A 13,194-nucleotide genomic window follows, 5' to 3' on the forward strand; every position below is an offset into this window, starting at 1 on the left:
GAGGTTTGTCATATTACGGCGGATACGACCGCTATTCGGGGCGTTTGGCCTGAGAGGCGGGGGCGAGGTTGTCGCCCTTCAGCCAGGCGGAGATCACCTTGGCGATTCGCGGCCCGGCCTGGCCGTCCCAGAGCACCGGCAACTCGCCGGCCGGAGTGGCGGCCCCGTCGGCCAGCGCCTTCTCCGCGGCGGCGGGCAGCAGAGCGGGCGTGACCAGCCGGTTCGTGCCGTGCGTGACCGTGATCGGCCGCTCGGTGTTGGGGCGCAGGGTCAGGCAGGGGACGCCCAGCACGGTCGTCTCCTCCTGGACGCCGCCGGAGTCCGTGACGACCAGAGCGGCGCCGCGTACGAGTGAGAGGAAGTCCACATAGCCCAGCGGGTCGACGACCTTGATCGATTCGCCGTCGACCAGACCGGCCTCGGCCAGGCGCGCCTTGCCGCGAGGGTGGACCGGCACCACGATCGGGATCTGCCGCGAGACCTCCAGCACGGCGTCCACCAGCTCCTTGGCGGCCTCCGGCGTGTCCACGTTGGCGGGCCTGTGGAGGGTCGCCACGGCATAAGGAGCCGGTATGCCCAGCCGCTCCACCACGGGCGCCGGGTCCAGCGACGGCAGCGCGGAGTACAGACTGTCGATCATGGGGTTGCCCACCAGGTGCACCTTGGACGCGGGCACGCCCTCGTTCGCCAGGTAGGCCAGGGCCTCGGGCGAGGTGGCGAAGAGCAGGTCGGCCAGCGCGTCGGTGACGACCCGGTTGACCTCTTCAGGCATGCCCCGGTCGAACGAGCGCAGCCCCGCCTCCACGTGCGCGGTCCTGACGCCCAGCTTGGCGCAGACCAGGATCGCGGCCAGCGTCGAGTTCACGTCGCCGTAGACCACGACCAGGTCGGGGTCCTGTTCCTGGACGATCTCCTCCAGGCCGACGAGCAGCGCCGCGGTCTGCTTGGCGTGGGTGCCAGAGCCGACCCCCAGGTTCGCCACGGGCTCCGGCAGCCCGAGATCGGCGAAGAAGACGTCCGACATCAGCGCGTCATAGTGCTGACCAGTGTGGATGATGCCCTGCCGCACGCCGAGTTCACCGAGTGCTCGTACCACCGGGGCCGCTTTCACGAAATTGGGACGAGCACCCAATACGTGCAGGACCAGGGGGTTCTCCCTCATTGACCTCGCCTTTCATAGCGGAAGGGGAAAAACGTTGCCTATGGTACGGTCACCGCGTGGCATCCGACGCCAGTCGTCAAGACTCCTCAAAGGTTTCCGCGAAGTCCGCCCGTGCCGGCGTCGGTGGACTTCTCAAAGGCTTCGTCCAGCACCCGATCATCGTCTCCCGCGTCGTCGTGACGAAGGTCAAGTCCGACCCCGTCCGCGTGGCTCAGGCCGCGGCCGACGCGCTCCCGCCCCGGCTGCGCCCCGTCGTGGGCAGCGTGGCCTGGCCCGCCGCGCGCCGTGCCCGGCGGATCGTGCGCAAGTTCGGCATGCGCGTGGTCAAGGGGCCGTGGAACGAGGCCAAGGATCTGTGGAACGCCGGCCGGGTGAGCGAGGCCGCCGAGGTGCTCGAAACCCACACCAAGTACCCCTTCGTCAAGCGCAGGGCGGCCTACTACCGGGGTGAGGTGGCCGCGATCAGCCCCGACCCGATCCCGCCCGGGCCCAAGGTGGCCGTCACGGAGCGCGTCGAGGGCCGGGTGCTGCACATGGTCACGAACGCGCTGCCGTACACGCAGGCCGGTTACACCGTCCGCACCCACCGCATCGTCACCTCGCAGAAGGCCGCGGGGCTCGACCCGCACGTGGTCTCGAGCTGGGGCTGGCCGATGCTGCAGGGGCACGCGGGCGCGCCGCCGTTCGAGGAGATCGACGGCGTCCCCTACTACCGGCTGCTGCCCGACGGGCACGGCGAGATGCCGTTCGAGATGCGCGGGCGCATGATCAAGGGCGCCGACGCGGTCACCAAGCTGGTCACCCAGCTCAGACCGCAGGTCCTGCACGCCGCCACCGACCACCGCAACGGCTCCGTGGCCCACGCCGTACGCGACAGGACGGGCACGCCGTTCGTCTACGAGGTACGCGGCTTCCTGGAGGAGACCTGGGCCTCGCGCGACCCGATCCGCGTGGGCAGCCAGCGGCACGTGCTCCAGCGCGAGCGCGAGGCGTTCCTCATGCGCGAGGCCGACGCCGTGGTCACGCTGGCCGAGACCATGGCCACGGAGATCGTCGAGCGTGGCGTGCCTCGGGAGCGGATCCACCTGGCGCCCAACGCCGTGGACGACTCGCTGCTGACAGCCCACTACGACGGAGCGTCGTTCAGGGCCGCGTACGGGATCGCCCCCGGCGAGATCGTCGTCGGCTCCGTGTCCAGCATCGTGGCCTACGAGGGGTTCGCCACCCTGCTCCGGGCCGCGGCGCTGCTGCGTGACGACGGCACGCCGGTGCGGGTGCTCATCGTGGGCGACGGCGCCGAGCGCGAGAACCTCCTGGAACTGGTCGGCGAGCTGGGCCTCGACGACGCCGTCCTGCCGGGCCGGGTCGGACCTGACGAGGCGCTGCAGGCACAGGACGCCATCGACATCTTCGCGTGCCCGCGCGAGGACCTGCGGGTGTGCCGACTTGTTACGCCATTGAAACCCGTCGAGGCGATGGCGCTCGGCAAGCCGGTCGTGCTCAGCGACCTGCCCGCGCTGTCCGAGCTCGTCGGCTCCGACGGCGCCGGTCTCCTCGTCCCGCCGGGGGATCCGGCCGAACTCGCCAAGGCCATCGCCGGGCTCCGGGAGGACCCGTCCCGGCGCGCTGAGATGGGTGAGGCAGGACGGGCCGAAGTGGCGGCCAAGCGGACTTGGAGCCGCGTTGCCGAGACTTACCAAGCTCTATACCGATCGCTTACCTAATGATGACCTTCATGTTGGCTGTCACTTCCGACGGGTTCGGTCGCATTAGGCGTGAGCTAGGTGGACTTGAGATAACCTTTGCCACCATGAAGTGTTGTTTCCGGCTCCCAAAGGCACTGCAGTGACAGAAATCGACTTGGCTGTCATCGGCCTCGGCTACGTCGGCATGCCCCTCGCCAAGGAGGCGGTGAACGCCGGCCTGCGGGTCGTCGGCCTGGACGTCGACCCCGCCAAGGTCGACGCGCTCAACGCCGGGCAGTCGTACATCGATGACCTGACCGACGCCGACCTCGAGCACATGCTGGCCAACGGGTTCAGCGCCACGCTCGACGAGACCGTGCTGGCCAGAAGCAACACGATCGTCATATGCGTGCCCACCCCGCTGGACGAGGACCACCGCCCGGACCTGTCCGCCGTGGAGGGCGCCACCAAGGCCGTCGCCCGCAACCTGAGCAAGGGCACGCTCGTCGTGCTCGAGTCCACCACCTGGCCGGGCACCACCGACGAGGTGGCCAGGCCGCTGCTGGAGAGCTCGGGGCTCGTCGCGGGCGAGGGCTTCTACCTCGCCTTCTCGCCTGAGCGCATCGACCCGGGCAACCCCAAGTTCGGGCTGCGGAACACGCCCAAGGTCGTGGGCGGGTACACGGCGGTCTGCCGCGACCGCGCCACGGCGTTCTACGGGCAGTTCATCGAGCAGGTGGTGCCGGTCAGCGGCACTCGTGAGGCCGAGATGGCCAAGCTGCTCGAGAACACCTACAGGCACGTCAACATCGCTCTCGTCAACGAGATGGCGATCTTCTGCGACGAGCTGGGGATCGACCTGTGGGAGTCGATCGAGGCCGCGGCGACCAAGCCGTTCGGCTTCCAGAAGTTCCTGCCGGGTCCCGGCGTCGGCGGGCACTGCATCCCCGTCGACCCGTCGTACCTGTCGTACACGGTGCGCAAGCTGGGCTACCCGTTCAGGTTCGTGGAGCTGGCGCAGGAGATCAACGAGCGGATGCCGTCGTACGTGGTGGCCCGCGTTCAGCGTCTCCTGAATAGGCATAAAAAGCCCGTAAACGGCGCCAGAGTCGTTATGCTCGGCGTCACCTACAAACCGGATATCGCTGACGAACGCGAGACCCCGGCGCTCCCTGTGGCGCGTGCGCTGCTGGAGCTGGGCGCCGACCTCTCGTTCGCGGACCCGTACGTCAAGGAGTGGGCTGTCGACGGCACTGTGGTGCCGCGTGAGGAGGATCTGGCCGAGGCCGTGATCAACGCGGACGTGACGCTGCTGATGCAGCAGCACGCCGCGTTCGACCTCGACATGGTCCAGGCGCAGGCCAGGCTCGTGCTGGACACCCGCGGTGTGCTCACCGAGGGTGAACGGGTCGAGCGGCTCTAGCGACGGAGGGCTGCACGCAGTGAACGTGCTCGTCATGACGGTGGTGCATAACCCCGAGGACGCTCGAATTCTGCACAGGCAGATTCGTGCCCTTGTGGATGCCGGTCATGAGGTCACGTACGCCGCGTCGTTCACCGCGCACGGCGTCGTGCCGAGACCCTGGGTCACCGGCGTGGACCTCCCTCGCGCCGCACAGCGTAAGCGGGTGGCGGCCGTGTGGGCCGCACGGCGGCTGTTCAAGCGGATGCGCGACAAGGTCGACCTCGTCCTCATCCACGACCCCGAGCTGCTGTTCGCCGTCTGGGGCGTGCGGAACCGGCCGCCCGTGGTGTGGGACGTGCACGAGGACACCCCCGCCACGCTCTCGCTCAAGCCGTGGCTGCCCGCGCCGCTGCGGCCTCCCGCGCGGTTCCTCGCCCGCATGCTGGAGGGCACCGCCGAGCGCCGCATGCACCTGCTGCTGGCCGAGACGGCGTACGCGGGCCGGTTCAAGGACGCTCACCTGATCGTGCCCAACGAGACCTGGGTGCCCGACTCCGTGACGCCTCCCGGCGACGACCGGGTGGTCTACCTCGGCTGGCTGTCCAAGGCCCGGGGCGTGATCGAGGCCGTCGAGGTGGCGAAGCTGCTGCAGCCGTACCGCGTGGCCGTGGAGCTGATCGGGTACGCCGACCCGCAGAGCCGTCCCATGCTCAACCAGGCCGTCTCCGAGGGCCTGCTGGAGTGGCGCGACTTCATGCCCAACGACGAGGCGCTCAAGCGGCTCGACGGCGCGCTGGCCGGGCTGTCGCTGCTGCACGACGAGCCCAACTACCGCCACTCCATGCCCACGAAGATCGTGGAGTACATGGCGCACGGCATCCCCGTCATCACGACCCCGTCACCGCGCGCCGTCGAGCTGGTGGAACGCTATGACAGCGGCGTCGTGGTGCCCTGGGAGGACCCCAAGGCCGTCGCCCAGGCCGTGCTGACCCTGCGCGACGATGTACGCGAGCGGCGGGCGCAGGGCGCGCGCGGCTACGCGGCCGCCCGCGCGAACCACCACTGGCCCAACTCGGCCAAGCGCTTCGTGGCCCAGCTGGAGTCCTGGGCCGGGGTCAAGCGGTAGTCATCAGGAGCGGTCTGAACGTGCGCTGGCTCTTAGTGGTCGCTGGCCTTGCCATCCTGGCCGTGGCCGCCACCGTGATCATCGTCCTGCCGTCCTCTTCGGACAAGCCTCCGGCCACCGCTTCGCATACGCCCAAGCCGACCCGCACCGCGCCGACGCCGAAGGTGACGAAGTTCACCGACCCCTGTGGAACGTTCGAGACCAAGGAGCGGGCTCCGTACGCCGTGACCGGCTACTGGATCACGCCCAGGTCGAACCCCTGCACCTGGCGCAGCCAGCTGGAGGAGATCCACAACGTCGGCGGCGACACGATCATCAGGATCGGGTACGGCCTGCAGTTCCGCACGGTCTCGGACTCGGGCGAGATCCTGACCAGGGACGGGGAGCTCGACCCGCTCTACAAGGCGTGCCAGGAGGACGGACTGACCTGCCACGACGCGGCCGAGCGCGACCTGCGCGAGGCCAACCCGGGCAACAGGATCGGCCGCACGTACGTCTACCGCACGGACGAGTCGTTCAGCTCCGGCCTGTTCCGCTGCCCCCAGATGGAGCACCCCATCAAGGCGGGCAACCGGGTCTACTACCGGCTCATCACCCAGCCGGACGGCTCGGACGACGCCACGTGCGACTTCTCCAGCAAGGCCACCTCCTACGACATGATCCTGGTGGCCGGCTCGGACAAGGACAGCCTGAGGGAGCTGCTCGACCTGGGTGAGCAGTTCGGCATGCAGATCTTCCCGGCGCTGCCGCTGGCGCCGCGCGACCCCGCGATGCCGATCAGGGCGTACAAGAAGCATCTCGGCACGCTGACCACGCTGACCAGGCGCATCCTGCAGGACTACGGCGCGCGCTTCGCCGACCGGAAGTCGCTGGGAGGCGTCTACCAGCCGTTCGAAGTCCAGATGGCCGCCACCCTGGCCACGAACCCGACGCTGGAGGTGTACGCCGACCAGCACACGATCGTCGAGCAGGAGCTTCCCGGCAAGCCCATCCTGATCAGCCCCTACATGGACGCGCGCAAGCGGGTGCCCTTCGGGCAGACGCCCAAGCAGGTGGCCGAGGGGTTCAAGGCGCTGGCCAAGACGGGAGTCGGCATCATCGCGCCGCAGGACAGCCGGGGGACCGGCAAGGTGGGGCTGTTCTGGCCTGACCAGCGCGACGACGAGGTGGACGAGCGGCTGCGGCCGGTGGTGGGGGAGTCGACGTACGGGACGGCGTACTACGGTTCCACGCGCGACTACTACCGGGAGATGTCGGTCGCCCGCGAGGAGATGGTCAAGGCCGGCTACCAGGTGGACCTGTGGGCGAACGTCGAGGCGTTCGAGCCGTCGGGCAAGGAGCCGTGCGCCCCGCAGGGCACGCGGGGCAAGACGGACAAGAAACGCCTGGACCAGGCCGTCACGATGGCGGGGCGTTATGTACAGAAGGTCGTCTCTTATATGTGGAGCGACTTCATGACATGCGGGACTCCCTCCCTCGAAAAGGAGATCACCACCGACTGGCGGCGCCCGATCGCGGTGGACGCCATCAGGCGAGGCCGTGACGTCCAGGACGGGGTGGAGGTACGCGGCTACAACTTCGAGGACAGCACCATCACGATCACGTGGTCCGGGGGCACCAAGGATCTGGTGGTGTCGGCGGTGGGGTGGCTGGACGAGCACCCGATCGAGGAGCTGCCCGAGGGGATGTCCACGGCGTGGGTGCCGTTCGACTGGACGCAGGTGCCCGCGGGCGAGTGGGTCGAGATCACCGTCAAGGCCCCGTCGGGGCAGGCGACGACGGAGCCGTTACACGTACGCATCGTGACGTAGGGCCGCTTCCCCACAGTTCGCTCCGTACATGCGACAGCGTGTAACGTGCCTGCATGGTCCCGAGCGTGCCGGTCAGCGTCGACCTGGTGGTGCTCACCGTCCGAAACCAGGCTCTGAGCGCTCTGGTGTGGCGCCGTGACAACCCGCCGTTCCTTCGCCGCTGGTCCCTGTCGGGGGGCTTCATCCAGCTGGACGAGGACCTCCCGGCCGCCGCCCAGCGCATCCTCGCGGAGCGAGCCGGCCTCCCGGGCGCGCCGGTCCACCTCGAGCAGCTCCAGACGTACGGCTACCCGGACCGGGACCCGCGCCAGAGGGTCCTGAGCGTCGCCTACCTGGGCCTGGCCCCGGACCTCCCGGCGTCGGAGAAGGCCCACATGAGCTGGCAGCCGGTGGACTCCCTCACGGTCATGGCCTTCGACCACCGCCGCATCATGCAGGACGGCATCGAGCGCGCGCGGGCCAAGCTCGAGTACACGTCGCTGGGCGCGGCCTTCTGTCCGCCGGAGTTCACGGTGGCTGATCTGCGGCGCGTCTACGAAATAGTCTGGGGCCGGCCGCTGGATCCCAGGAACTTCCACAGGAAGGTCACCAAGGCGGAGGGCTTCCTGGTGGAGACGGGCGGCACGACGACCCGGGACGGTGGCCGCCCGGCCAAGCTCTTCCGCCGCGGCCCCGCCGAGCTCCTCCACCCCCCGATGCTCCGCAGCCTCAAGGAGTAACCGCTCAGGCCGACAAGCGTGCCGCCGCCGATGGGGCGTCTTAGGGACCTCCGCCCCCGCAACGTCCGCTTGTTCTTCGAAGGACCTGTGCCGGCCGGGAGTCAGGGATTCAGGACGGCGGCGGTCATAGGGGTGTGGAGGGTCCAGCCGAGGGTCTCGTAGAGGGCCTGTCCGGCCGCCGTGGCCACCAGCACGCCCGTTCGTCCCCCCATCGACGCGGCCGTGGACGCCAGGGTCTGCATGACCACCGTGCCGAGCCCGCGGCGGCGGTGGTTGCCGGCCGTCTCCACCTGGTCCACGACGGCCGTGCGGCCCGCCAGCGCGAACTGGCCTCTGGCCGCGATCTCGCCCGCCGCCGTCAGCAGGCGGGCCGCCGTGACGCCGGCACGGGTCGTGACGGCGAGCGTGTAGCCGGAGGGTACCCGGGGCGTCCTGCGGGTCAGGGACACCGTCATCATGAACTCAGGATCCTGGACGACCCACCGCGCCGGCAGGAGCGGGGCGACGGTGGAGGCGGAGGCGCAGAGCTTCAGCCATGTGCCCGGCGTGGTGATGGTGCTGGTCAGATCGTGGAGAATCCCAGGCGTCGGAGCGGCGACGATGTGGCGGGCCACATGGCCGGGGAGGCCCACGTCCACCCGCAGGCCCCACGGCTCGAGCACGGGGCGAGGGGCGTTGCGGGAGATCACCCAGCCGTCCACCCAAGCCCGGACTGTTGCGGGATGGGCAGTTTTGAGAACCTCCGTCATAATGCCCAGCTTATGGTCTGCCCCTGACTGTCGACCGGGGCGTAGCAGGATAAAAAGGACACGGCGTGGCATCGCCGAGTCGTGCCCCGCGCCAGGTAGTGTCCCCGTTGTGCGCGTTGAGATACATGGTCACCGGGGAGCTCGGGGCCTCTGGCCGGAGAACACCCTGCCGGGGATGAGCCGCACGATGGAGCTCGGCGTCCACGCGCTCGAGCTCGACGTCGCCCTTACTGCCGATCGCCGCCTCGTGCTCACGCACGACCTCACGGTCTCCGCCGTGACCAGTGCCGACCGGCGGCCGATCAAGGCAGGCGATCCGCTGTTCCCGTACGTCGGAAAGCCGATCAACGCACTCACACTGGCGCAGCTGCGCACGCTCGACGTGGGCGTACGGCTGCCGCGCCATCCCGACGACCCGTTCGCGCTGACGCAGGTCCCCATGCCCGAGACCAGGATGCCGACGTTCGGCGCGGTGCTGGGGCTGGTGAACGCCTACGAGGCGGAGGGCGTACGGCTGCACGTCGAGCTGAAGTCCGACCCCACCAGGCCGGAGCTGACGCCCGACCCCGAGCTCTTCACCGAGCTGGTCGTCGAGGAGCTCGACCGGCACGGCAGGCTCGGCAACGTCGCCATCCTCAGCTTCGACTGGCGGATCATCACTCATGCCGCCGGGCTCGCCCCGGGCACGCGGCGGTTCGCGCTGATCGAGCTGGACACCCTGCACTGGCACGACGACCTGGGCGACGACATACCGGCCGCGGCCCGCGAAGCCGGAGCGACCACGCTCTCGCCCGAGCACATCATGGTGGACGAGGCGTTGATGGCCCAGGCGAACGCCGCCGGGCTCGACGTGGCGGTCTGGACCGTCAACGAGACCGGCCTGGCGGCGAGGATGCTGGACCTGGGGGTGGCCGGGATCGTCACCGACTACCCCGATCGGATGCGGGAGCTCTGGCGGGAGCGGGGGCTGGAGCTGCCTGAGCCCGTGGGCCCGCTGAAGCCGGTGGGGGTCTAGAGCCAGCCGTTCCTGCGGAAGCCCCGATGCAGGAGCACGCAGGCGGTGACCATGACGGCCAGCACCGCGGGGTAGCCCCAGGGCTGGTGGATCTCCGGCATGAAGTCGAAGTTCATGCCGTAGATCCCGGCGATCATCGTGGGCACGGCCAGGATGGCGACCCAGGAGGAGATCTTGCGCATGTCCTCGTTGGCCAGCGCGTTCGAACGGGCGAGGGCGGCCTGCAGGATCGAGCTGCACAGTTCGTTAGAGGACTCGACCTGCTCGCAGACCCGCGAGAGGTGGTCGCCGACGTCGCGGAAGTACTCGCGCATCTCGGAGGGGATGACACGGCGCTGCGGCAATGCGGACAGCGGGGAGAGCAGTGGGGTGACGGCCCGCTTCATCTCCAGCATCTCCCGCTTGAGCTGGTAGATCCGGTTGATGTCGCGGGAGCTGACGTCGGCGAAAACCGTGGCCTCGACCTCTTCCAGCTCGAGCTGCATGAGGTCGGCGACCTGGAGGTACTGGTCGACGACGTGGTCGGCGATGGCGTGCAGGACGCCGGCGGGGCCGCGGTTCATCAGCTTGGGCTTGTCCTCGAGGCGCTCGCGGACCACGGTGAGGGGGCAGTGCCTGCCGTGGCGCACCGTCACCACGAAGTCCACACCGAGGAACACCATGATCTCGCCGGTGGCGATGATCTCGCTGTTGGCGGTCAGCTCGTCGTGGTCGAGGTAGGCGACGGTCTTGAGCACCATGAACAGCGACTCGCCGAACCGCTCCACCTTGGGGCGCTGATGGGCCTTGACGGCGTCCTCTACGGCCAGCGGGTGCAGCCCGAACACCTCGGAGAGCCACTCCACCTCGGGAGCCTCCGGCTCGTGCAGGCCCACCCAGACGAACGCGTTGGCGCCGTCGGAGGTCTTGTTGTGCTCGCGTACGAGGTCGAGCGCCTCGACGATGCCGGAGGCGGCGACCTTCTTGCCCTGGACGTAGGCGCCGTACTCGACGATGGAGTCACCGGGGGGCACGCAGACCTCACGCATCGGCTCGGCGAGCTGGAGCGCGGTACGCGGACGAACAGGGTGACGGTTGATGCGACGGAAAAGCGTGGACGAGCGCATGGCAGTCCCTTTCCGCCCGACCTGGCACGCTCCACGCGCGACGAAAAGTCACCTCACAGAATGCGCGGAGGCACGATCAGGCTGCCGGATTGGAGTGGTCGGGGGTATGCACGGTGTACGTGGGCGAGCACGTACTGCTGGGATCACCAGGATTCATCCCGGACCACCTCCAATCGCATTGGGACGCCGCGAAGCCGCCCTAACTTACCACAGGCGGGTGAACTTACTTGACGATACTCGCAGGGACGCTCTCGACTCAGGTAGAACTCGACAAAGTTCCGGTGCTATTCCGGCGATCGGTGTGCTCGCGCACCCTCGCGTGTGCCGGGCGGCGGGCCTGCGACAATGGACCGCGTGCGCGTTCTAGTCATTGGTTCCGGAGGGCGTGAGCACGCCCTGTGCCGTTCACTCAGGCTCGATCCCCAGGTCAGCGAGCTCCACTGTGCCCCAGGCAACGCGGGCATCGAGGAGGTGGCGACCGTTCACCCCGTCGATCCGCTCGACCCCGGGCAGGTGGCCGAGCTGGCCCTGCGGCTGCGGGTCGATCTCGTGGTGGTGGGGCCGGAGGCGCCGCTCGTGGCGGGGGTGGCCGACGCCGTGCGCGACGCGGGCATCGCCTGCTTCGGGCCGTCGAGAGACGCCGCCATGATCGAGGGCTCCAAGACGTTCGCCAAGGAGATCATGAACGCGGCCGACGTGCCGACTGCGCGGGCCAGGACGTGTGTCACGGAGGAGGAGGCGGCCGCCGCCCTCGACGAGTTCGGGGCCCCCTATGTGGTCAAGGACGACGGGCTGGCCGCCGGCAAGGGCGTGGTCGTCACCGGGGACAGGGAGAAGGCGCTGGCGCACGCGCGGGCGTGCGAGCGGGTGGTGATCGAGGAGTTCCTCGACGGGCCCGAGGTGTCGCTGTTCGCGCTGTGCGACGGGAGCACCGCCGTGCCGCTGCAGCTCGCTCAGGACTTCAAGCGGGCCTACGACGGCGACGAGGGCCCCAACACCGGCGGCATGGGCGCCTACACACCGCTCCCGTGGGCGCCTGAGGGGCTCACCGACCAGGTCATGCGGGAGGTCGTGCACCCGACGATCGGAGAGTTGGCCCGGCGCGGGCTGCCTTACCAAGGCGTGCTCTACGTGGGATTGGCTCTGACCTCGAAGGGGCCGAAGGTCGTCGAGTTCAACGCGCGCTTCGGCGATCCGGAGACGGAGGTGCTGCTCGACCGGCTGGAGACGCCGCTGGGTGGGCTGCTGATGGCGAGCGCGACGGGCGAGCTGGGGCTCGACCCGGTGTTCAAGGACGGCTCGGCCGTGACCGTGGTGATCGCATCGGAAAACTACCCTGAAGCGCCGGTCAAGGGCGACGTGATCACGGGGCTGCAGGAGACCGGGAACGCGTACGTGCTCCACGCCGGCACCAGGCGGCAGGGCGACGACGTGGTCTCCAACGGCGGGCGGGTCCTCAACGTGGTCGGCCACGGACCCGACCAGGAGAGCGCGCGCCAGGCCGCCTATGACCTCGTCGGCAGGATCCAGCTGCGAGGCTCCTTCCACAGGACGGACATCGCCCGATGAAGCACGTGCACTCCGGCAAAGTACGCGACCTCTACGAGACCGACGAGGGCCTGCTGCTGATGGTCGCCTCCGACCGGATCTCGGTCTTCGACTACGTGCTGGAGACCGAGATCCCCGACAAGGGGGCCATCCTCACGCAGATGTCGCTGTGGTGGTTCGACCAGCTCAAGGACGTCGTGCCCAACCATGTCGTGGCGCCCGGCGACGACGCCCGCAGCGTGCTGTGCCGGCCGCTGCGGATGGTGCAGGTCGAGTGCGTGGCGCGGGGCTACCTCGCGGGCGGCGGGCTGAACGAATACCGCGCCGACGGCACGGTCTCGGGTGTCCGCCTGCCCGAGGGGCTCGAGGACGGCTCCCGGCTGCCGGAGCCTATCTTCACGCCGTCCACGAAGGCGCCCATGGGGCAGCACGACGAGCCGATCTCGTACGAGCAGGTCATCCAGGAGGTGGGCGAGGAGACCGCCGGGGAGCTGCGGCGGGTCACTCTGGCCGTCTACGCGCGCGGCGCGGAGATCGCGCGAGAGCGCGGCATCATCGTGGCCGACACCAAGATCGAGCTCGGCTGGGACGCCGACGGGGTGCTGACGCTGGGCGACGAGGTGCTTACGCCCGACTCGTCGCGATTCTGGCCGGCCGACCAGTGGCAGCCCGGCCATGCGCAGCATTCTTTTGACAAGCAATTTGTACGCGATTGGTTGCTGTCGCCCGAATCAGGATGGGACAAATCCTCCGGAAACCCCCCACCTCCCCTTCCTGACCACGTGATCGAGCGCACGAGGCAGCGATACCTAGAAGCATATGAGCGCGTCACGGGGGCTTCCTTTAGCGGATGATTCGGCTGGGTCAT

At 69.0% G+C, this 13,194-nt stretch carries 11 protein-coding genes; 8 read left to right on the forward strand and 3 right to left on the reverse strand.

Annotated features, from left to right (window positions below; translation table 11 throughout):
* Nucleotides 1-31: 31 nt before the first annotated feature.
* Nucleotides 32-1,162, reverse strand: a complete 1,131-nt coding sequence (wecB, locus tag ACQPWU_RS01570; RefSeq protein WP_433436371.1) for a non-hydrolyzing UDP-N-acetylglucosamine 2-epimerase — start codon at nt 1,160-1,162, stop codon at nt 32-34.
* Nucleotides 1,163-1,218: 56 nt separating this feature from the next.
* Here wecB and ACQPWU_RS01575 point away from each other — a divergent pair, with 56 nt between their 5' ends.
* From ACQPWU_RS01575 to ACQPWU_RS01595, 5 genes are all read left to right on the forward strand, one after another.
* Nucleotides 1,219-2,886 carry a glycosyltransferase family 4 protein gene (locus ACQPWU_RS01575; RefSeq protein ID WP_433436373.1) on the forward strand — a complete coding sequence of 556 codons (1,668 nt, stop codon included), beginning with the start codon at nt 1,219-1,221 and terminating at the stop codon, nt 2,884-2,886.
* A gap of 121 nt (nt 2,887-3,007) precedes the next feature.
* Nucleotides 3,008-4,270 carry a nucleotide sugar dehydrogenase gene (locus ACQPWU_RS01580; protein WP_433436375.1) on the forward strand — a complete coding sequence of 421 codons (1,263 nt, stop codon included), beginning with the start codon at nt 3,008-3,010 and terminating at the stop codon, nt 4,268-4,270.
* Between the two features lie 19 nt (nt 4,271-4,289).
* On the forward strand, nt 4,290-5,378 hold the full coding sequence (locus ACQPWU_RS01585; RefSeq protein WP_360688495.1) for a glycosyltransferase: 1,089 nt from the start codon (nt 4,290-4,292) through the stop codon (nt 5,376-5,378).
* Between the two features lie 20 nt (nt 5,379-5,398).
* Complete coding sequence (locus tag ACQPWU_RS01590; protein ID WP_433436378.1) at nt 5,399-7,189, forward strand: DUF4434 domain-containing protein; 1,791 nt, start codon at nt 5,399-5,401, stop codon at nt 7,187-7,189.
* Nucleotides 7,190-7,242: 53 nt separating this feature from the next.
* Nucleotides 7,243-7,908, forward strand: a complete 666-nt coding sequence (locus ACQPWU_RS01595) for an NUDIX hydrolase (RefSeq protein ID WP_433436380.1) — start codon at nt 7,243-7,245, stop codon at nt 7,906-7,908.
* Nucleotides 7,909-8,009: 101 nt separating this feature from the next.
* Here the strand turns inward: ACQPWU_RS01595 and ACQPWU_RS01600 are convergent, their stop codons facing one another.
* Nucleotides 8,010-8,657 carry a GNAT family N-acetyltransferase gene (locus ACQPWU_RS01600; protein ID WP_433436382.1) on the reverse strand — a complete coding sequence of 216 codons (648 nt, stop codon included), beginning with the start codon at nt 8,655-8,657 and terminating at the stop codon, nt 8,010-8,012.
* A 109-nt stretch (nt 8,658-8,766) separates the two neighbouring features.
* Between ACQPWU_RS01600 and ACQPWU_RS01605 the strand changes: the two genes are divergently transcribed.
* Complete coding sequence (locus ACQPWU_RS01605; protein WP_433436384.1) at nt 8,767-9,672, forward strand: glycerophosphodiester phosphodiesterase family protein; 906 nt, start codon at nt 8,767-8,769, stop codon at nt 9,670-9,672.
* Here the strand turns inward: ACQPWU_RS01605 and corA are convergent.
* Entirely contained in the window at nt 9,669-10,778 is a 1,110-nt protein-coding gene (corA, locus tag ACQPWU_RS01610; RefSeq protein WP_433436386.1) for a magnesium/cobalt transporter CorA, read from the reverse strand. The genes ACQPWU_RS01605 and corA overlap by 4 nt on opposite strands.
* 354 nt (nt 10,779-11,132) lie before the next feature.
* On the opposite strand from corA, the gene purD reads away from it, so the two are divergent.
* Nucleotides 11,133-12,347, forward strand: coding sequence for a phosphoribosylamine--glycine ligase (gene purD / locus ACQPWU_RS01615; RefSeq protein ID WP_433436388.1), 1,215 nt, complete (start codon nt 11,133-11,135; stop codon nt 12,345-12,347).
* On the forward strand, nt 12,344-13,180 hold the full coding sequence (locus ACQPWU_RS01620; RefSeq protein WP_433436390.1) for a phosphoribosylaminoimidazolesuccinocarboxamide synthase: 837 nt from the start codon (nt 12,344-12,346) through the stop codon (nt 13,178-13,180). The genes purD and ACQPWU_RS01620 overlap by 4 nt, the downstream gene beginning before the upstream one ends.
* Nucleotides 13,181-13,194 lie beyond the last annotated feature (14 nt).

The sequence above is a fragment of the Nonomuraea sp. CA-141351 genome (assembly GCF_050944675.1).
Lineage (GTDB): Bacteria > Actinomycetota > Actinomycetes > Streptosporangiales > Streptosporangiaceae > Nonomuraea.